This is a genomic window from Microcystis sp. M083S1 (genome assembly GCF_020246405.1).
Lineage (GTDB): Bacteria > Cyanobacteriota > Cyanobacteriia > Cyanobacteriales > Microcystaceae > Microcystis > Microcystis aeruginosa_C.
Map to the genome: position 1 here is coordinate 1 of NZ_JADBTB010000052.1, position 19,418 is coordinate 19,418.

18 protein-coding genes and 1 pseudogene are annotated in these 19,418 nt (G+C 39.3%); 8 read left to right on the forward strand and 11 right to left on the reverse strand.

Annotation, left to right across the window (positions count from 1 at the left end):
• The 3 genes and pseudogenes from IM450_RS04450 to IM450_RS04460 all read left to right on the forward strand — a co-directional run.
• Positions 1-130: pseudogene (locus tag IM450_RS04450) on the forward strand (IS30 family transposase); the annotation flags it as partial.
• Positions 131-184: 54 nt separating this feature from the next.
• Positions 185-2,257 (forward strand): ABC transporter substrate-binding protein, encoded by a 2,073-nt coding sequence (locus IM450_RS04455; protein WP_287665665.1) that lies wholly within the window; start codon positions 185-187, stop codon positions 2,255-2,257.
• Positions 2,258-2,486: 229 nt separating this feature from the next.
• Positions 2,487-3,137, forward strand: a complete 651-nt coding sequence (locus IM450_RS04460) for a TIGR04282 family arsenosugar biosynthesis glycosyltransferase (RefSeq protein ID WP_287665668.1) — start codon at positions 2,487-2,489, stop codon at positions 3,135-3,137.
• Here the strand turns inward: IM450_RS04460 and IM450_RS04465 are convergent.
• From IM450_RS04465 to IM450_RS04485, 5 genes are all read right to left on the reverse strand, one after another.
• Positions 3,099-3,611 carry a L,D-transpeptidase gene (locus tag IM450_RS04465; RefSeq protein ID WP_002801339.1) on the reverse strand — a complete coding sequence of 171 codons (513 nt, stop codon included), beginning with the start codon at positions 3,609-3,611 and terminating at the stop codon, positions 3,099-3,101. The two genes, IM450_RS04460 and IM450_RS04465, sit on opposite strands and share 39 nt — an antisense overlap.
• A 78-nt stretch (positions 3,612-3,689) precedes the next feature.
• On the reverse strand, positions 3,690-3,995 hold the full coding sequence (locus IM450_RS04470; RefSeq protein WP_002801338.1) for a DUF6464 family protein: 306 nt from the start codon (positions 3,993-3,995) through the stop codon (positions 3,690-3,692).
• A gap of 59 nt (positions 3,996-4,054) precedes the next feature.
• Positions 4,055-4,462, reverse strand: coding sequence for an adenosylmethionine decarboxylase (speD, locus tag IM450_RS04475; RefSeq protein WP_002781248.1), 408 nt, complete (start codon positions 4,460-4,462; stop codon positions 4,055-4,057).
• Positions 4,463-4,646: 184 nt separating this feature from the next.
• Entirely contained in the window at positions 4,647-5,300 is a 654-nt protein-coding gene (locus IM450_RS04480) for a DUF4335 domain-containing protein (RefSeq protein ID WP_287665672.1), read from the reverse strand.
• A gap of 2 nt (positions 5,301-5,302) precedes the next feature.
• Positions 5,303-5,929, reverse strand: a complete 627-nt coding sequence (locus IM450_RS04485) for a DUF3038 domain-containing protein (protein WP_002801334.1) — start codon at positions 5,927-5,929, stop codon at positions 5,303-5,305.
• Between the two features lie 98 nt (positions 5,930-6,027).
• Here IM450_RS04485 and IM450_RS04490 point away from each other — a divergent pair, with 98 nt between their 5' ends.
• The 5 genes from IM450_RS04490 (at position 6,028) to IM450_RS04510 (ending at position 9,455) form a co-directional block, all read left to right on the forward strand.
• Complete coding sequence (locus tag IM450_RS04490) at positions 6,028-6,546, forward strand: adenine phosphoribosyltransferase (protein WP_002742074.1); 519 nt, start codon at positions 6,028-6,030, stop codon at positions 6,544-6,546.
• 156 nt (positions 6,547-6,702) lie between these two features.
• Positions 6,703-7,764, forward strand: coding sequence for an ABC transporter permease (locus IM450_RS04495; protein ID WP_287665675.1), 1,062 nt, complete (start codon positions 6,703-6,705; stop codon positions 7,762-7,764).
• A 361-nt stretch (positions 7,765-8,125) separates the two neighbouring features.
• Complete coding sequence (locus IM450_RS04500) at positions 8,126-8,434, forward strand: hypothetical protein (protein ID WP_287658651.1); 309 nt, start codon at positions 8,126-8,128, stop codon at positions 8,432-8,434.
• A 3-nt stretch (positions 8,435-8,437) separates the two neighbouring features.
• Positions 8,438-9,316, forward strand: coding sequence for an SDR family oxidoreductase (locus tag IM450_RS04505; protein WP_002801332.1), 879 nt, complete (start codon positions 8,438-8,440; stop codon positions 9,314-9,316).
• Entirely contained in the window at positions 9,303-9,455 is a 153-nt protein-coding gene (locus tag IM450_RS04510; protein WP_002737765.1) for a hypothetical protein, read from the forward strand. The genes IM450_RS04505 and IM450_RS04510 overlap by 14 nt, the downstream gene beginning before the upstream one ends.
• Positions 9,456-9,658: 203 nt before the next feature.
• On the opposite strand, the gene IM450_RS04515 is transcribed toward IM450_RS04510, so the two are convergent.
• The 6 genes from IM450_RS04515 to IM450_RS04540 form a co-directional block, all read right to left on the reverse strand.
• Positions 9,659-11,128 (reverse strand): serine hydrolase, encoded by a 1,470-nt coding sequence (locus IM450_RS04515; RefSeq protein ID WP_104398322.1) that lies wholly within the window; start codon positions 11,126-11,128, stop codon positions 9,659-9,661.
• A gap of 2 nt (positions 11,129-11,130) precedes the next feature.
• Positions 11,131-12,039 (reverse strand): ARC6/PARC6 family protein, encoded by a 909-nt coding sequence (locus IM450_RS04520; protein ID WP_287665682.1) that lies wholly within the window; start codon positions 12,037-12,039, stop codon positions 11,131-11,133.
• Positions 12,015-13,289: a vWA domain-containing protein gene (locus IM450_RS04525; RefSeq protein WP_287665685.1), complete on the reverse strand. Its 1,275-nt coding sequence runs from the start codon at positions 13,287-13,289 to the stop codon at positions 12,015-12,017. Before IM450_RS04525 ends, IM450_RS04520 begins: the two co-directional genes overlap by 25 nt.
• Positions 13,290-13,302: 13 nt before the next feature.
• On the reverse strand, positions 13,303-14,409 hold the full coding sequence (locus tag IM450_RS04530) for a hypothetical protein (protein ID WP_287665687.1): 1,107 nt from the start codon (positions 14,407-14,409) through the stop codon (positions 13,303-13,305).
• An 11-nt stretch (positions 14,410-14,420) separates the two neighbouring features.
• A complete protein-coding gene (locus tag IM450_RS04535; RefSeq protein WP_287665690.1) occupies positions 14,421-16,721 on the reverse strand; it encodes a hypothetical protein in 2,301 nt (766 codons plus the stop codon).
• An 80-nt stretch (positions 16,722-16,801) separates the two neighbouring features.
• Positions 16,802-19,414: a hypothetical protein gene (locus IM450_RS04540; RefSeq protein ID WP_287665693.1), complete on the reverse strand. Its 2,613-nt coding sequence runs from the start codon at positions 19,412-19,414 to the stop codon at positions 16,802-16,804.
• Positions 19,415-19,418 lie beyond the last annotated feature (4 nt).

Consider the following 19,418-nt stretch of genomic DNA (forward strand, 5'->3'; position numbering starts at 1 on the left):
CGTTAAGCCAGAGGAGGTGGAAAGAGCCGTAAACTTGATTAACAATCGTCCTCGAAAATGTCTTGACTATCGTACCCCGAATGAGGTATTCTATAAAGATAGATCAGACAGTGATGCAATTCAGACTTGAATTGGCCAATTGCATGAGTATGCCAGCGAACGAGTAAAGGAAGCTGCCCCTGCAATGACTCCCAAATTTTATCTTTCTCTTGAAGGAGATGATACTATTTATTTAGCCAGATCTCCTCTTGCTGCTAATGATCCTAAATTTAAGTATCGTAAAATAGTTGAGGATATTATTAAAAAGTGGAATGATGAGGATATTAAAGATTATTGTTTTAAGGAGGAAGACTTTTCTGCTGCAGATAGGGCAGTTTTGGATGCAACAATAGATCAATTAAATCTCTCACCAGATGAAGCCAGAACGATTGAAACAGAAGTTCTTAACCCACTGCTACGGCGAAGAGACAATATCAAGAAATATAGGAATGCGTTTCGGAAAATAATAGCTGCTGCTAACCATACTCCATTGAGCAGCAGAGATAGAGAGAGTTTAAAGAAACTGCAAATTATCTATGGACTCAGGGATGAGGATATTCAGTTCATTGAGAAAAAAGTGAAAGCTTCTTTAATGGAAAAAATTTTGCATTTTATAAAAAATTTCAAATTAAATCTGCCAGTTAGCATAGGAATAGCATCAATAGCAGTTGTAAGTTTATTTGCCATTTATCGCCATAATATTATTACTCCATTAATTCCATCTGATTGTCCAAAACAAACGGGAGACTTTATTAGTGAAGGAGAAGAAGTTCTTAATTACTCTCAATCGTTTAACAAGAAGAAAGGTACAGAATATTTTGCACAGTGTGATTATCAAAAAGCCCTGTTAAGATTTAAGGACGCATGGCAACAGGATAGGCTAGATGCAGAAACATTAATTTACTTAAATAATGCTTTACTAGAAGCCAATAAAATGCAATATTACACGATTGCTGTTGCTGTTAGTATTCCCAAAAATCAAAGTGACTTTAATGATGATGATGGTGATAGTCGAGCAAAAGAAATGTTACGAGGAGTAGCGCAATTACAAACAAAAATTAATCTGGGACTTTTAAATGACAATGATCCATTCCTCAAGTATTTTCCAGATCAAAATTTTATCAATAAAAAAGCGATTAATGGTAAGGGATTAAAAGTTGTCATTACTAATGATGAAAATGACGAATTACTAGCCCAAAAGACAGCATCATCTCTTTCCCAGCGTCCTGAAATTTTAGGGGTTGTTGGTCACTATCCCAGTGAAATGACTGTGGCAACGGTGGATATTTATAATCAAAATAATTTAGTTTTGATTTCTCCCGGATCAACGACTAGCGAGCTTACTAAATACCCCAGAAAAAATTTCCTGCGAACTGTTTTTTCCATCGATCAACAATCTCCTGCCATTGCAAAATTTTTGCAAGAAAAGTCTATTAAAAAAGTGGTGGGCTTTTATAGTGAAGGAAGTCCATTTAGTGAATATTTTTTTAATAGTTTTAAAACTATTTTTACACGCCCTCCATTCTCTGGAACTGTAGTAAAATTAGATGAATTTGATCTGGGAAATAATTTTAAGGCAGAAGAAGCAATCCAAGAGTTACGACGACAAACAGAAGCAAAAATAACAGAAACAATAGGGCTTGTACTATTCCCAAAAGCAATTGGCGATGCTCAAGGCGATGCAATTAGACTTATAAAACTTAATAATAGTCAAAATTGGGTTATCGGATCATGGGGGCTTCGTAGTTCTCGTACCTTAGAACAAATTGACAACCTACAACCTTTTCAAAAGTTTGTTATAGCGGTTCCTTGGGATTCTTTAACCAGTCCTAACCAGGATTTTCTTAAGGATGCCAAAATTTTATGGACTACAACTTCTGTTAATGCAATAACGGCCCTATCCTATGATGCAACTCTTGCTCTAACAAAAGCTCTAGAAAAGGCAAATACTCCCACACGAATTAATATCCGTGAACAATTAAAGTCTCCTGATTTTCTTGTCACTAAAGGTGCAACTGGGACAATTAAATTCGATGAAAATGGTGATCGCAAAAAAATTGATGAAAATGGCGAACCCCAAAATCCCTCCGTAGAATTTGTTCACATTGTGGAGTGTCGGACACTAAGTTCAGATTTTGCTTTTGTCCCAATCAAGTATCCTACTGCTAAAGATGCCGGTTTATCCTGTTTAAACTCACCCAAAAAACCTAGTCCCTAGCTAATCAGGGTTGGCTGAAAAAGTCTGAAATGCCGCTAGGAAAAAGGTTTCGACTCAATCAAGCGATCGCCCCTCTTGTAGGTTGGGTTGAGGAACGAAACCCAACACAGAATTAGATAACCAACTAAAATAATCTATACTAAGCCAATAAAGCCTGTTTTATTGGCTTTCCTGCCTTCTATTGACAGTAGGCTCAAACTAATAATGAATATCATCGTCGCAATCACTCGTGGACTGGAGACAACAACTGATTATTTTTACCCGTTATCCGGAATTGGGGAAAGTAAAAACCCGTATGATTCCAGCTTTGGCAGCCGAGGGATCCGAAGAATTGCACCGCAAACTGGCCGAATATACTCTCAGTAAATTAGCGGGTTTGAGGAATTTTCTCTCCCTGATCATTTACTATCATGGCGGCAGCGAGGAAAAAATGCGTACTTGGTTAGGTGTGCATTATTCTTATCATTCTCAACGGGGAAAAGACTTAGGAGAAAAGATGCAAAATGCCTTTGCCGATGGTTTTGCTCAAGGGATGACAGCGATCGCTATTATTGGCACAGATTGCCCAGAAATCGGGGAAAAAGAGATTTTAGCAGCCTTTGAGGCCTTAAAAACCCACGATATGGTTTTAGGGCCGGCGTTAGATGGAGGATACTACCTAATTGCTTTAAAACAGGTCTTTCCAGAGCTTTTTGACGGTATTCCTTGGGGAACGGGGGAAGTCTTGGCAAAAACTCAGACAATCGCCGCTAAACTGGCTTTAAAGACCGCTTATCTGCCTAAATTAGCCGATATAGATCGCCCGGAAGACCTGCCCATCTTAAAAAAATACCTGCCAGAATTAAGGTTGAACGATGACGGTGGTTCCCATGCGGACTAAATCAAACAACACTTTCACATCCCGATTCCGCATCCGCACACAACCATGGGAAGCGGCGCTACCGAGGGAATTTTCCGCGGGGGTGCCATGAAAACCGATGGAATTTTTGCCGTCACTCCAAAAACCGATCCATCTTTCCCCTAGGGGACTATTGGGACCGGGAGCGCTGACTTTTCCCGTCCAGGGACTTTTCCAGACGGGATTGCGAACTAATTCCCGCACCTCAAATTTACCTGTGGGGGTTTCCCAGCCTTTTTTGCCGACGGCGACGGTAAATTGGGCTAAAACTTTACTATCTTGATAAACGTAAACTTTTCTCTCTTTCAGTTTTAGAACCAGATGGGTAGCAAGAGTTTGATTGGCTGCCGTATTCGGGGTGACGGTGCTGATTTGGTTAGCTTGGGCCGGATATAGGGGTAAACAAGTTAATCCTAATCCGATGATTAAGAGGGTCAAATTTCGTTTGAACGCCATTATTCCCACACTCCTCAATTGCGATAGCGATAATTTTTAAGGATAGCAAATAGGGAACTGTTTGGAAGCTCAAGCCGCTTATACTGTGCCAGTTTTAGCTTCGTACTGCCGACAACCTTCACAGGGACCTGTGGGATTAACCGCACAACGCAAATGGGGGGAATAGGCATTAAAACGACAACTAAGATCACCGATCAAGGCTGGTTTATTTTCTGTCCCTAGAGGAATTGACAAAAAATCACTGGCCATCACCGGGCTGTATTCGTGACGATGGCGAATCCCCCTCAAACGGTTGCTTAATCTCTGTTGGGATCGGTTAATCAACCAGAGACTAACGAGAGAGGGAAAGAGGGCGAGGATAAAAACAAAGGTTATCCTGATCACGATTTCAGTTTAGGCGATCACCAGTGATGCTAACTTATTATTGAGGCCGGCGCTAGAAATTAGGCCATAACCAGGGAAGACTTAAGGGGTTCTTCCTTTTTGCTTTCATAAACTGCCGCAGGACCGGGGAATCCTCTGGTTAGTTCCCGCACTTTAATTTCACCTGCTTGCAGGGATTTGGTCAAAATTTCCATGGCAACCACGGGTTTACCGGCACCACAGAAGAATAAATCGGCGGCGAAATAGCCGTGTTCAGGCCAGGTGTGGATCGCGATATGAGATTCAGCTAAAGTCGCCGTCGCGGTAACTCCGTGGGGACTGAACTGGTGGACACACAAATCGATCAGCGTTGCTTCTCCTGCCGTAATTCCATCGAGGATAGCGCGACGAATGCGCTCGGGATCGTTGAGGAGGTCAGCAGGTACTTGCCAAGCATCGACAATCAAATGGGTTCCCAGTTTGGTCATTTTTTTTTCAATACTCCCTATCGAAAAACCTTCACAGATTTACCAATATAACACAATTTTTCTAACTTGTGCAAAAAAGATCTGGTTTTTTTTTGGGTACTTTCTCTAAAAAACTAAGACAGAGAAGGGTGTGGGGTGTAGGGTGTAGGGTGTGGGGTGTTGGGAAAAGCGCAAGGGCCTAATTTTATCTAGGAGGGGGGACGGGATTAGTGGGGACGGTGGGACTGGGAGAAGCGGCAGGAATGGGGGGATTTTCGGGTTTACGGACTTGGGGGACGGGTAACAGATAGAAAAGTAGGGCGCAAGCGACAAGACTGCCTAATCCCGCCAAAAAAGGTACTGTTCGACTGGCCACCGATTCATTAACCTTATGGTAGCGACGGGAAACCGGCTGTAATTTCAGGGTTAGGTCAGGTAAAGTGCGAGTATCGGCAAAAAATTGGTCAATCGCTTCTATTAAGTCGAATAACTGCACGGTACTGATTTCTATGTTGACCGGACTTTCCGGGATATTCAAGTCCGTTGATGGATACCAGACCAGACGATGGAGATTATGGTCAATCTTTTCTAGGTACACATGATCTGGTTCCTGTACGGGGTCTTGGGGATGACGAACACCACTCAAAAATTCTTGGGCATACTGACTGACCGCTTGGGCCAAATTTTCCAAGAAAACCCGACCACCTTGCAGGACTTTATTGGCCCCGATTAACCGACATTCTACGTTAGTCAAAATTGAGAGTAAAGGTCGGCTATCACCGGGGTTAGCCGGGGCGAAATCATCGCCGAAACCATCGAGAATCAGGGTACAATTGGGCAGGCTATACTGTCTTCTCATTTTTACACGATCTCCCCATCAAATAAACTAATCCAAAACCGCTGCATTCCCGTGGTACCAGTACAAAATAATAACTGATCGAGGAGGGATAAAGCCAGTTCATTTAAAGCATTTTCATCGGCTAGATAAACCGATACTTTGGCCCGACGGGGGTTCATGCGACTGCGAAAATTGGAGCGAAATCGTTCTAGGTATTCTGATAAAAGAAAATTATTATCCACGGGTAAACCTTTTGACTCCATCTGTTGCCGCGCTAACAGTAATTGTCGGATGGATATAGCTAGAGGTTTGGCCCGATAACTGGCAATGATAACTAAAGCTTTTGCTTGGTCAAGGGTGAGACGGTCGAGGGTGTAGGAAATTCGCCACGGATTAGTACAGCGTAAGCGCCAGAAAATAATCCGGTTTTTGATAATTTTATCGAGTCCTAGTTCTTTACAGAGGGCTAACAGGGCCTCCCCGGCACCTACTTCTAAGGATTCCAACGCTAACAGCATTAAATCGATATGCTGTTGGAGATGTAGGGCGCATTGCTGACTGGCAATCGGAAAATCGGGTAAAACGCTTAAAATAAACGGTTTTTCTGGGGCTGATGTTGTAGATTCGGGCGTTAGGCTAGTAGGGGTCATGATATAGGAGAACTAAAACACAAGGGCGATCGAGTCAGGGTATTGTAAATTGTATTGTATAGATAGCTGTCCCCCATTTTACGAGACACGGAAACCGAATGGATCTGAAATCATTGATTCGCGATATTCCCGACTTTCCCAAACCGGGTATTGTCTTCCGCGATATTACTACCCTACTCAATCATCCCCAAGGATTACGTTACACGATCGATACCCTAACGGCAAAGTGTCGCGATTACGGTTTATCCCCCGATTACATTGTCGGTATGGAATCCAGGGGTTTTCTCTTTGGTGTTCCTTTAGCATACCAATTAGAAGCGGGATTTATTCCTGTCCGGAAACCGGGCAAATTACCCGCCGCCGTTCATAGTATCGAGTATGATTTGGAATACGGAAGCGATAGCCTGGAAATTCATCAGGACGCGGTGGCATCCCATCACAAAGTCTTAATTGTCGATGATTTAATCGCGACGGGAGGGACGGCGAAAGCGACGGCCGATTTATTAGAAAAAATTGGTTGTGAGGTGTTAGGATTTGCTTTTATCATCGAGTTAATCGACCTCGGTGGTCGGGAAAAATTACCCGATTTACCGATTATTACCATTATCGATTACTAGGTTTTTTTAAGTACCTAAGCAGAATTAATTACACATTTCGCTAACACTCTGGCAAGAGTGCCTATCTCAAAAATGGCAATTAATTCTGCGCGACTATTTGTCTCCTGACTCCTGAATTGGAGTCCCCACTAGGAAATTAACTTGGCATGATTACTTATGACGGCGACTGATGATAATTATAAGGATGCAAACGCTCGATCGAGTGCTAATGGGTTACAATCTCTCCTAACTAGCGAAACTTTTTTATATATTGTCAAGCGTGTTCTCCAGGGTTTATTAACTCTGTTGTTGGCCTCGGCTTTGAGTTTCGCTATTATCCAATTAACCCCCGGCGGTTTTCTGGCTTTGCTTGACCTTAATCCCAAGATTAGTCAGGAAACTAAAGAACAATATATTGCCCTTTTTGGTTTAAAAGACCCGGCGATTGTCCAGTATTTTAAATGGTTGTGGCAAGTGGTAACTCAGTTTAATTTTGGTCTGAGTTTTACCTATTTTCGTCCCGTGTCTTCCCTACTATTAGAGAGAATTCCAGCGACGTTATTAATGTCTTTGACTTCCATCATTTTAACCTGGGCGATTGCGATTCCCTTGGGCATTCTCAGCGCCGTCAAACAAAACCAATTTATCGATAAATTTTTTCGAGTTATCAGTTATCTTGGTCAAGGTTTCCCCAGTTTTATCACTGCCCTTTTACTGCTAATTCTCGCCCAAAATGTCTCGCCGCTTTTACCGGTGGGTGATATGACCAGTATTAACTATTCGGAATATTCCCCTATCGGTAAAGTTTTAGATATCGCTTGGCACATGATTTTACCAACTATTGCCCTGACAGTTACCAGTTTTGCCGGATTACAAAGATTGATGCGGGGACAATTATTAGATGTTCTGCGACAGGATTATATTCAAACTGCCAGGGCGAAAGGTTTACCAGAAAATAAAGTTATCTATGTCCACGCTTTACGCAATGCTATTAATCCCCTGATAACTCTTTTGGGCTTTGAATTTTCCAGTTTGTTAAGTGGGGCATTTATCGCCGAATTTTTCTTTAACTGGCCTGGATTAGGTCGTTTAATTCTGCAAGCTGTGACGGCTAAAGATTTATATTTAGTTATGGGCAGTTTAATGATGGGGGCTACTATGTTGATTATCGGTAATCTTCTGGCTGATTTACTTCTCAAAGCTGTAGATCCTAGGATTAAATTGGAGGATTTAAAGTAGGGTGATAGGGAAATTTCAGCTAAATTTCCCACTACCCAACGGGTGCATCTCACATTTGCAGAAATAGGGACAATAAGCAATTATCAGTGACCCTTAAATTATTACAGATGTATCAGCAGCTGCGTGTAAGCATCCCACCGAAAAACTAATGCGCGGGGGGTTTGGGGGCGGCGCCACGCCCCCAACGGGGGGTTTGGGGGGTAGAACCCCCCAAAGGCTTGGATTGAGTGGTAAAATCGGAAGTAATGACCAATTTTAGAAGATAGTTTCCCTTTAAAAATCCCAACTCAGTAGATTTACAAAAATGGGATGTACCCCCACCCAACCCCTTTTTTCCTTTTCACTTTTCACTTAATAAACTATGTTAGCAACTACACATTATTTACTCAGGTCAAAACAAGACGGACAATACCTAGTGGCGCGTCTGAGAAAAGGTGAAAGCGAAAGTCCGGCCAGTTATCTGCTTCTGTTTAAAGAATCCTACGATGCTTTAAGTTATATCAATACCCATGCTCAGGATTTAGCCAATAATTTTTCTGTGGAAACTCTCTCAGGAACACAATTAAAGGGACTGATGCAGCGATGGGGATTTGCAGGAATTGGTTTAGTTAGTGAACCTTTGGAACCACAAGTGCAGTTTTTAGCCTACGAAAAAGGATTTAATCTCTAAACTATGAAAACGCTGTTAATCACTGGAGTTAGTGGGTTTTTAGGTTGGCATATTTACCAAAAAACGCGCTCATCTTGGGCAAGTTTTGGTACATATTTTAATCACAATGTCAATAGTAATGACCCGAATTTAATTAAAATTAACTTAACAGACTTAGCCGCAGTTAGAGAACTTTTTCAACAGATTAAACCCGACGCGGTAATTCATGGGGCTGCCCAATCAAAACCGAATCTCTGTCAAGAATTTCCCCAAGCATCCGAGGCAATTAATCTGACAGCTTCTCTAGAAATTGCCCGTTTATGTAGTCAATATCAAATACCGCTAGTTTTTACCTCTACCGATTTAGTTTTTGATGGTAAAAATGCCCCCTATTCCGAAAATGATCCCGTTTCTCCCGTCAGTGTCTATGGTGAGCAAAAAGTAGCGGCAGAAAAGGGTATTTTAGCAATATATCCTCGGGCGGCTATTTGTCGAATGCCTTTGATGTTTGGTTCCCCTTCTCCCACCGCTAATAGTTTTCTGCAACCCTTTTTAAAAACCCTCCAAGAGGGAAAAGAACTATCTCTATTTACTGATGAATATCGGACGGCTGTTGGGGTTAATAGTGCAGTGAATGGTTTACTTTTGGCATTAGAAAAAGTGCAAGGGATTATTCATCTGGGGGGTAAAGAAAGAGTTTCTCGTTATCAATTTGGTTTACTAATGGCGGCGGTTTTTAACCTTCCCAAAGAACAAATAAAACCCTGTTTACAGTCAGATGTTCCCATGAGTGCGCCCCGTCCCCAGGATGTTTCTCTTGATAGTTCTCTCGCTTTTTCTTTGGGTTATCAACCATTAAGTATTAAAAGCGAATTAGAGGCAATTAGAGATGAAATTATCTGAACAAAAGCGGACTATATTAATTATCTTGCTCCTTTTTTTTACCGCTATTCTCATGACCAATTATTTTGAGGTAGGGATGACGGGAGTGTTAGCTTTTTTCGTTGCCTATCTTTCTAAAGGATTGCGAAAAGTTAAGTAGGGTATGCTGAAAAAGCCTGAAATGCCGATAGGAAAAAGGTAAAATATCCTAAAAGTCCTGCACTTTTTTTTCAGTACAGATGTATAGAATCTCGGCGGCAACTCCATCAGAACCGGAATCATTTGAACTGCCCTTTGCAACTTAATTGGCGTATTTACCTGCTTATTCTCCCGAATTATCTCCTATTTTAGTCTTTTCTTAAGTCATTTTTTAAGCATTTGGTTATAAACTTGTCGTGAAAGAATTGGGAAAAACTCTTTATCTTGATAAAACTTTTTTTCATCTCCAAAGACAACTAAAATATAATGAGCTTTGTTATCAGGACTGACGATAATAGCCGCATCATTTCGATTATTAAATGTCCAGCCCATCTTAGCATAAAATTGAGTGTTAACCGGGAGAGATTGACCTAAAAAGTTTTGGATAGGATTAAAAGGTTTTTCTTTCCACGCTTGAGGATGTAAATCTCGTTTAATTAATTGTTTAATCGCTTGGCTATAAGCTGGCGAAATGGCTTGTTCTTGCTCAATTTCGAGCAGTAATCTAGCAACGCTATAGGTATTTAAATAATTTCGTCTCGGGGGTGAGCTTTTGCCGTTAAGCTGACGAATTTGTTGGTCTGGTCCTGCTGGATCCTCGAGTAGATTGGGGATAGGAAAAGTTTTCTGACTAATATTAAGGGGGTAATTAACAGAATCAACAAAATAGGATGCAAAAAAATCATTAAGAGCATAACGTTTTCTCCTCCATTCGTTGAGTTTTTCTGGTGCGAGGTCTTTTTGACTCGATTTGGTTTGAGTAATGTCATCAACAATAATACTAGCTGATTCATTATCGGAATCTTTAATCATTTTAGAAATAACTTTGAGTTTTTCTGGAGGAATTTGATTCGGCTCAATTCCTTGATAATAATATTGACTATAGAGAACTACTAGCCAGAAAAGCTTGACAATACTAGCCGGATATCTCAATTCACTATCTTGATAAGCAGCATAAGCGCAACATTCAGATTGATTTAAGTCAACTAAACTGATAGATAATTTATCTATTGGTAACTTTCTAGATCGAGCTAAACTTACAATATTGTCAACGATTTTTTGCAATTCTTGATCTTGATAAAAAGTAGGCGACTGTTTAACGTTATAAGTTAGCTGATTAGACTGACTAGGAAGTTGAGGTGTTAAAGGTGTTAGGGACAAATCATTAACGGGCGTTTTTCTGGGCAGATTAGTTGTATTTTGCGAGCTTACTATCAGGTTAATTTGATAATCTAAGTTATCTTCTTGCGTCTCTATGACTAGCGAATAGTCGCCTGTTTCCGACAGAATCGTTTTATAATCTCCTTGAAGATTTTGGTATTTATTACTTGGAAAAACTAGGCTTATTTTTTGATTAGTTGTTAATTGCAATTGCTGTCCTTGAATGCCCTGAAATTCATAACATAGGGTTTTATTGTGATCAACTTTACCTCCAATGGACTTAGGAACACCGTTAATTAACAATAATTTAGTTATCCTACAGGATTCGTTTTTGGAGGAGTTTAAGATGAGATACAGAGCGATTGCAGATGTTACAAAAAAAGAAATTAAGATGGGCAAAAACCTAGACCATTGGATATGGTAAGTCTTCGATTGTGTTCTGACTTTTATTGACTTTATTCTTTTTCTTTCCATGATTAAGTTCCTACCTTATAGTTAAGAATTTTCCAATTTCCACTCTCTTTTTGAAACCAATAGGTAACATTTTTTTGATAAGTCTGGGTTGGGGTTCCACATCCAGCACTTCTGGGACCATGGAGTGTAAGTTGTTCCGTTACATTGACTGTTATTGAAGGTGACGAACCTGAAGGATCAAAAGAGACTATCCGATTAATATTGGAAAAATCATAAGTATAATAACAGCCTTTAGAGCGCAGCCAACCCACTGTCCCCCCACAGATTCCATCATTACATTTTTCTAAGGTATTAGAATAAAGTTCTCCGGTGGCGTATTGCTTTACTAAGCTGTCGTCAAAAGAAGAACCGAAAGCTTGTCTTTTAACTTCATACCAACGTTTAACAAGTTTTGCTGCTTCATCTTGTGTGAGATCATGGGAAGATGAGGGAGATGGAGAGAGTCTTGGTGTCGGTGTCGGGGAAGAAGCGAGCGTTCCTAAACTTATATCTATCTTAAAAGTTTTAGAACCTTTGGGGGCAGCAATTTGCAGCAAATACTTTCCGTCTTCTGGCAATTTTGTTCCTTGTAAAATTTGATTGTCTGGACTATAAAGCCACACACAGATATCATCATCTGTGTTATAGCTAAGGTTTTGTCCTGACTTTCCTGTAAAAGTGTATCCGACAGCTTTAGTGGCACTAACCTGATTAGATTTGGTGATAGTTTCAGTGGTTAGGTTAACATTTTCTAGATTTTCTGCAATGAGAATAGCTGTGGGTTTTTGAGGACATTCTGAAGTTGTTTGAGGTTGATTAAACTGAAAATTACAACTACTGAGAAAAAAGAGAGATGAATAAATAAGGATCTGTTTCATGACTTTACAAGTGCCGAAAATATTTAGGATTAGTTTTGTTTTTCCTTTAACCATTTTCCCCAATAATAAAAAGGAATAACTCCTCCCAAACCAAGAGCAAGAAAAATACAAATAAGCATTAATATTCTGGTTTCTAAGGGAAGTGTACGCCCAAAAAAATCAAGGGTATAAGGTTTAGATTTTGATGCTACTTTCTGAGTAAAAACTGTGGCTACATATTCGCCTCCTCGTCGAACGTTGGGTTGGATATAACTGATTTCGTATCGTCCTTGAATCGCATCAAGGAAAATTTCTAATTTCTCGGCAATTTCATCAGCATCACCAGCAAATTCAGTAACTCCTCCTGTTAACTTCGCAATTTCCGCTAACTGTTTTTGATCTACAAATTCTTTTTCTAGTTGCTCTCTAGTTGCTTGGGATAATTTTGGGTTATTAATATCTCCACGAACAGCAGGTTTACCTAAGGAATATTTTTTGCCTAATTGTTGTGGGGTTAAGCCATATCCTAGGGTATGAACAACAATATCTTTATTGTTCTGAAGATTGGCTAAAGTTTTCTGAACTTCTTGATAATTACTATTATTATCAAAGCCATCAGAAAGGAGAATAATTGAGAGTCGTGGTTGAGGTTTTAAAGGTTTTCCTTCTTTATCTTTAGGATAGAAACGACCTTCTTTATCGTTTTTAAAAAATTTGACGGTTTCTTTGAGAGCTTGATAGAAATTAGTCGTTGCACAAGGAGTTTTATTCGCAAGACTACCTAGAAAATTAGTTAGTTTAACATCTTGCACTAAACTAAAATTATTGAGAGTTTCTGAAGTAACTTTTGGGTAATAATCACAGGCTCCAGGCTTATCATTTTTACCTTCTACCCCAAAGGGAACAATAGATAAATAGGTGTTGCCTTTACGCTCTGAGGCTAATTTAATAAATGTTCCCAGCGCGTTAATTGCTGCATCTAATTTTCGCTTTCCTTTAGCAACCGCTTTGGCATCACATTTTGTGTTGAGATCCTGAGAACAATTCATACTACCACTAAAGTCGATGAGAACGACAATCCAAGCATCAGGAGGAGTCGTTTCTCGGGGAGACTTCCAGTCAAAAGGTAGTTGTTTTCCTTGATAAGTTTTGTTGTTTTTTTTATCAAGAACTTTCAGATGAAAGTCACTTTCAGCTAAACCCATAATCGGTTTACTGTCTTCTCCTGTCACTTGAATTTGAAGAGTCACTTTATCGTCGATGTCCTCAATATCTGTGATTTCAGGTTTAATTCCCCAAGCTGGGGTAATAAGAGCGGTTAACATAATCATTGATAAACTAAGCTTGTGGGTCAAGGAAGCGATTGTAGAAGACGAAACGATAGATTTTGGGTTCATCGGGGTTGTGGTTATCTTTAACATGGAAGGTTATCAGGTTATTGTGTTTAAGGGTAATTTTTTCGTTGCTAGTTAAACGTCTGCCATTGAGTTCAATAAGGTTGTAAGATGTTGGGTTAGGATATAAAATGGCATCACGGCCGATAATTTTGATGTCAGCAATATGGCGGGGGAGTCCGGGGAGATAAATATCCGATCCTCTTTCTACACCATCAGAACCTTTAGTTTTGGCGACAGAACCAATTTTGATGATTCCTTTGGCGGGAAGTTGAATCGACAGTCCCTCTTCGATTTTTTCCGCATCCGATTCACTGACAAATTTGAGCGTTTTATGGATGTTAGGAAAGACTGAATTAATGGATGTAAATTGAGGATCAATGCTTTCGAGTTCGGGAATGATTTTCCTGTACTCGAATCCTTTACCGGCTCTCAGTGCCGCCATGTAGCTAGGAGAATTAGTAATGGTAAAGGTTAGGCCGAGCAATAAGCCTAAAATGGCAAATCCGAGGGGATCTTCTGCTTTTCTAAACGCTTCTGAGGTGCCTAACCATTGACGAATAAATTCAAAGATTCCCACCGCTACTAAACTGGCAACACCCGCACCGATGATGCTAGTATATAACCGTTGTCGAAAGCGATCGCGATCCCCCGCTTCCATGCTGTAAAATTGCCAAGTAAGTCCTTCGGCTAATCCAACGGCTGCACCGACAAAAAGCCAACCTAAAAGTCTGCCAGGAAACTCAGCAACTCCAGATTGAATTAATAGTTGAAAGATTCCACCCGCAGCTAATCCGGCAATCAATCCGATTAAGGTGGCAATTAATAGGGGAACTAAAGCAATCCGAAAGTTGAGTTTAGGACGGGTGGGATTACTAATAAATATTTCATTCATTACCATCCCAATCCCTAAGGATATAGCGACGCAGGGGAAAAGAACCACCTCTGGAAACCGAGACAGGATTTTTAAGTCAGTCAAGAAAATCTGACCGATATTCCAGCCAATTAAAGCCGAGGTTATTCCTGCTAGTATGTAAAGCCAAATTCTCATAGGTTTAAAAACTATCCTCTTGGGGGAGTTGACGAATCGATAATTGGTTTTACTTTACCGCAAATTGGTGTATTACTTAATGTTTGACCTAGTTGAGCAGCTACATCACACTTCAAAAGGTTATAGGTATTCTTTCCATAGTTAATCACTCCATCAACATCAATATTAATAGATTGCTCCTTTTTAAGTCTAGATTTAAGACTTTCTTGGTATTGTAAAATAGCTTTAACCCAAGCTTCTTTATCTGCTGGTTCAGTCATACGACTAAGGGAAATCCCAAATTCATTATTGGGATTAAGAACATTAATTACATTATATGAAGATGAAACAGGAAAAGCCTCATCTAATTCTTTTACTAAAGTTTCTAAACTAGATTTTGTCTTTTGTGATTTATCAAATTCCGAGACTGCCTTTTCAATTTTTTGGTCTCTTGTCGGAGATGGGGTAGCCACTTTAACTTGAGAAAACCCTAGCTTTTTACAATTGTCAGCAGTTGCTTGAGTTGCTTGCAGTTGCATATTTTGAAGCAGATTACATTTTAGAGCTTGATAAGTTTTTCCATCCTTATCAATAATGCCATCGAAATCATCCGAATTAGATGGTGTAACTTTATATAATTGATAAGACAATATAGATAAAATCCACTTTTCTTTATCTTTATTATCTTCTAGTTTATTTAGAGTCTTAAGCTCAAAAGATTTATTGGGATCGAGAATTTTTGAAATAGCTTCATCAATCTCATTCTTGTTAGGTTTAAAAGCATCTGCTCTAGTAGTTTGCTTCAAATCTTGTTGAATTTGTAGTAATGACCCTTTAGTCTTTGGAAAGCTTTTGATCGCTTCTTTAATAATCGGCGATTCTGAATTGTTTGATCCTCCGGGTAACCCGGGTACAGATAAATTAGCTAAATTCAATAATCTTTGAAGGAAAAATCCTCCTAAAGTGAATATAAGCAAAAAATAAATAATAGCAATAAAACAGCCAGATGCTCCACCTCCTCTAAACACGGAAGATAGGAGAAATATTGCTGTTTCTTTTATTTCTCTACCTGTCCATTGTTGCTTAGGTATTTCTCTTTTAACTGGAAGTCCAAAAATAGAAGTTTCATTTTTTAATCCCAGACTTATATAAGTTTTATATATTTTTCCCCAAAGACCGGTTTCATCTGATAAAAATTTGGCGGCTACCTCTGTTAGTTTTGGTCGATCAATCACATTAAGAATGAGGATATTAATGCCTTTGGTAATTTTATCAGATATAACTGAATCTTGATTGAGAATAACCCTTAAAATTTCCTGTTGAAAACTCTGAGATATTGGATAATAATCCTTCTCTTTTTTCATTATCCAAGCGACAAAATCTGGCAGCTTTTCAGGGCAAATGATGGCTTGTAGCGTCAAGAGGCGTACTTTATATTTATCATAAATTCCCTGTTGATAAGCATATTCAGAGCCTTCATTTTCAAAAATATCCCCCCAAAAGGTTGTATAATCCTGTTGAATTTTAGGATTGTTCAAAGCCTTTTCTATAGTTACTAAATTGTTTTGAAAGTTTCCTGTACGGCAGGAATTTCTGACGGCAATTTTAACAGAAGTTTCTTTTAATGGTGTAGTAAGCTGAGGAATACTCGCTATTTGTGATTTTATTCTGCCCTCTGCTTTTTGATTCGCAGGATGAATGACTAAAAAGCGATTTGGTTTCTCTAAATCTTCTACATTCCAGGCCCAAGAAATCAATTCATTATATCTTGCTGGGTCAGTTTTAGAGGCAATTTTATGAATGATTAAAGCAGGATATGGTGTCTGCTTCTGAGGAATAATTATCGGTGTTTTTCCTTCCCAAATCCCATCCAACTCATGCGGAATATAGTCATTAATTTGAGTCTCAGTATCGTCATATTCTGTAGGATAACCGACTTGTTTATGATCGGAGGGGTTAAAAGTTGGCATTCCATTTTTCATGTACCAAGATACAAGATCAGGCAGCTTACCCCTTTCCTGACACAAGAAATAGCGATAGAGAGATACACACCGTCCCCGTTCATCTATCCCCCGTGTGACGACGGCAATGACTGACCAAGCCTCTCCATGATATTCCACTTCCCGTCCAATAATGGCGGGATTTTGGCTAGATGCGCCTTCAGAAACGGCAAATTCCCGATTTTTGATCGCTAACTGTACAGGTCTAGGAATTTTAGCAAGGGTTGAGTTCATGTACTCTCCCGAAAAACCCCGCGACCTCCACTCACCATTATCGTCAGTGCCATCGACTAAAATACCCGTGCTAAATTCATGAATGTGAATAATAGTCATTATTTTAATCCTTATCTAATTCTTTGTGATGTTGAGCATAGGTTTAAAAATTATTATTCTCCTGATGGATTAGTTGATGACTAGGATGGATCAATTGGTTTTACTTTATCGCAAATTTCTGATGTCTCCTTACTTAATGTTTTACCCAGTTGAGCAGCTACATCACACTTCAAAAGGTTATAGGTATTCTTTCCATAGTTAATCACTCCATCAACATCAATCTTAATAGATGGCTCCTTTTTAAGTCTAGATTTAAGACTTTCTTGGTATTGTAAAATAGCTTTAACCCAAGCTTCTTTATCTGCTGGTTCAGTCATACGACTAAGGGAAATCCCAAATTCATTATTGGGATCAAGAACCTTAATTACACTAGATGAAGTATCAAGACCAAAAGCTTGGTCCAATTCTCGTACTAAAGTTTCTAAACTAGATTTTGTCTTTTGTGATTTATCAAATTCCGAGACTGCCTTTTCAATTTTTTGGTCTCTTGTCGGGGATGGGGATGGGGATGGGGTTGTTTCTTTAGCGGGAGTTTTAGCCACTTTAACTTTAGAAAACCCTAGCTTTTTACAATTGTCAGCAGTTGCTTGAGTTGCTTGCAGTTGCATATTTTGAAGCAGATTACATTTGAGAGCTTGATAAGTTGTTCCATCCTTATCAATAATACCATCAATATCATCAGAATTAGATGGTGTAACTTTATATAATTGATAATATATGATTGCCTGAATCCACTTGTCTTTATCTTTGTCTATAGTTTTAAGATTGAGATAGTTATTAGAAGTAGAGGAGTTACCAGCATTGGAAGAATAGGTAGGATCGAGAATTTTTGAAATAGCTTCATCAATCTCATTCTCTTGAGGGTTAGATTTAGAATTGTCTGCTCTAGTAGTCTTCATTAAGTCACTTTTAATTTGCATTAATGATTCTTTAGTCGTTGGAAAGCTTTCAATCGCTTTTTTAATAATCGGCGATTCTGAATTGTTTGATCCTCCGGGTAAACCGGGTACAGATAAATTAGCTAAATTCAATAATCTTTGAAAGAAAAATCCTCCTAAAGTGAATACAAGCAAAAAATAAATAATAGCAATAAAACAGCCAGATGCTCCACCTCTAAACACGGAAGATAGAAGAAATATTGCTGTTTCTTTTATTTCTCTAAATACTGGTTCATACCAAGGTATATCTCTTTTAACTTTAATATCAAAATTATAAACTTCATCCCCCTTCAATTTATGGCGTTTATATACGTCACTAGGAATCTTTTCCTGGGCGAGATGATAAAAGAAAACGGTTAAACTATTTCCTTGATCTGATGGAACTTTTTCTTCTAGTTTATCAAATAGGTGAGCAAGATGGATGTATTTTTGAGTTTTTTCACTGGGATAAAAAAGAGAATCCCAAACTTTACTTAAGTCATCTTTAATTTCTTGCCAAGGTGCATCATCTAGTTTTCTTTCTTTTAAACTTTTTTTCAGTTTTTTACTGGTATCATCTTTGTATATTCTGCCCCAGAGTCCTTTTTTATCTGATAAGAGTTTAGCTGTAGCATCTATCAATTCTGGCTGCTCAATGACATTAAGAATAAGTCTATCAATACCTTGGGTGATTTTACTAAATATAGTAGGTGCAAGGGGGTAATCACCTTGTGGGTTGATTGCGTTTACAATCTCCCCTTGAAAACTCTGAGATATTGGATAAGAATCCTTATCTTTGTTCATTATCCAAGCGACAAAATCTGGCAGCTTTTCAGGGCAAATGATGGCTTGTAGCGTCAAAAGACGTACTTTAAAGTCATCATAAATTTGTTGCTCATAAGCATCTTTGGAGCCTTGTCCTTCAAATATGGAATTCCAAAAGGTTGTATAATCCTGTTGAATTTTAGGATTGTTCAAAGCATCTTCGATAGGGGCTAAATTTTCTTGAAAGTTTCCTGTCCGGCAGGAATTCTTAATAGCAGTTCTGATTAGGGGTTCTTCGGGTATAGCCGGGGGAAGTTGAGGAATACTGTTTATTGTGGCTCTTATGGTCTCCTCTGCTTTTTTACTGGCGGGATGAATGACTAAAAAGCGATTTGGTTTCTCTAAAGCCTCCACATTACAGGCCCAAGAAATCAATTTATTATATTTTGCTGGGTCAGTTTTAGAGGCAATTTTATGAATGATTAAAGCAGTATATGGTGGCTGTTTTTGAGTAATAATTATCGGTGTTTTTCCTTCCCAAATCCCATCCAACTCAGGCGGAATATAGTCATTAATTTGAGTCCCAGTATCGTCATATTCTGTAAACCAATCGACTTGTTTATGATCGGAGGGGTTAAAAGTTGGCATTCCATTTTTCATGTACCAAGATACAAGATCAGGCAGCTTACCCCTTTCCTGACACAAGAAATAGCGATAGAGAGATGCACCCCGTCCCCGTTCATCCATCCCCCGTGTGACGACGGCAATGACTGACCAAGCCTCTCCATGATATTCCACTTCCCGTCCAATAATGGCGGGATTTTGGCTAGATGCGCCTTCAGAAACGGCAAATTCCCTATTTTTGATCGCTAACTGTACAGGTCTAGGAATTTCAGCAAGGGTTGAGTTCATGTACTCTCCCGAAAAACCCCGCGACCTCCACTCACCAGCACCGCCAGTGCCATCGACTAAAATACCCGTGCTAAATTCATGAATGTGAATAGTAGTCATTGTT

Excerpts from the sequence above, each read along its gene's own strand:
- IM450_RS04455 (WP_287665665.1), top strand. The coding sequence starts at position 185 with ATGACTCCCAAATTTTATCTTTCTCTTGAAGGAGATGATACTATTTAT.
- IM450_RS04465 (WP_002801339.1), bottom strand. The coding sequence starts at position 3,611 with ATGGCGTTCAAACGAAATTTGACCCTCTTAATCATCGGATTAGGATTA.
- speD (WP_002781248.1), bottom strand. The coding sequence starts at position 4,462 with ATGACCAAACTGGGAACCCATTTGATTGTCGATGCTTGGCAAGTACCT.
- IM450_RS04480 (WP_287665672.1), bottom strand. The coding sequence starts at position 5,300 with ATGAGAAGACAGTATAGCCTGCCCAATTGTACCCTGATTCTCGATGGT.
- IM450_RS04485 (WP_002801334.1), bottom strand. The coding sequence starts at position 5,929 with ATGACCCCTACTAGCCTAACGCCCGAATCTACAACATCAGCCCCAGAA.
- IM450_RS04490 (WP_002742074.1), top strand. The coding sequence starts at position 6,028 with ATGGATCTGAAATCATTGATTCGCGATATTCCCGACTTTCCCAAACCG.
- IM450_RS04495 (WP_287665675.1), top strand. The coding sequence starts at position 6,703 with ATGACGGCGACTGATGATAATTATAAGGATGCAAACGCTCGATCGAGT.
- IM450_RS04500 (WP_287658651.1), top strand. The coding sequence starts at position 8,126 with ATGTTAGCAACTACACATTATTTACTCAGGTCAAAACAAGACGGACAA.
- IM450_RS04505 (WP_002801332.1), top strand. The coding sequence starts at position 8,438 with ATGAAAACGCTGTTAATCACTGGAGTTAGTGGGTTTTTAGGTTGGCAT.
- IM450_RS04510 (WP_002737765.1), top strand. The coding sequence starts at position 9,303 with ATGAAATTATCTGAACAAAAGCGGACTATATTAATTATCTTGCTCCTT.
- IM450_RS04515 (WP_104398322.1), bottom strand. The coding sequence starts at position 11,128 with ATGGAAAGAAAAAGAATAAAGTCAATAAAAGTCAGAACACAATCGAAG.
- IM450_RS04520 (WP_287665682.1), bottom strand. The coding sequence starts at position 12,039 with ATGGTTAAAGGAAAAACAAAACTAATCCTAAATATTTTCGGCACTTGT.
- IM450_RS04525 (WP_287665685.1), bottom strand. The coding sequence starts at position 13,289 with ATGTTAACCGCTCTTATTACCCCAGCTTGGGGAATTAAACCTGAAATC.
- IM450_RS04530 (WP_287665687.1), bottom strand. The coding sequence starts at position 14,409 with ATGAGAATTTGGCTTTACATACTAGCAGGAATAACCTCGGCTTTAATT.
- IM450_RS04535 (WP_287665690.1), bottom strand. The coding sequence starts at position 16,721 with ATGACTATTATTCACATTCATGAATTTAGCACGGGTATTTTAGTCGAT.
- IM450_RS04540 (WP_287665693.1), bottom strand. The coding sequence starts at position 19,414 with ATGACTACTATTCACATTCATGAATTTAGCACGGGTATTTTAGTCGAT.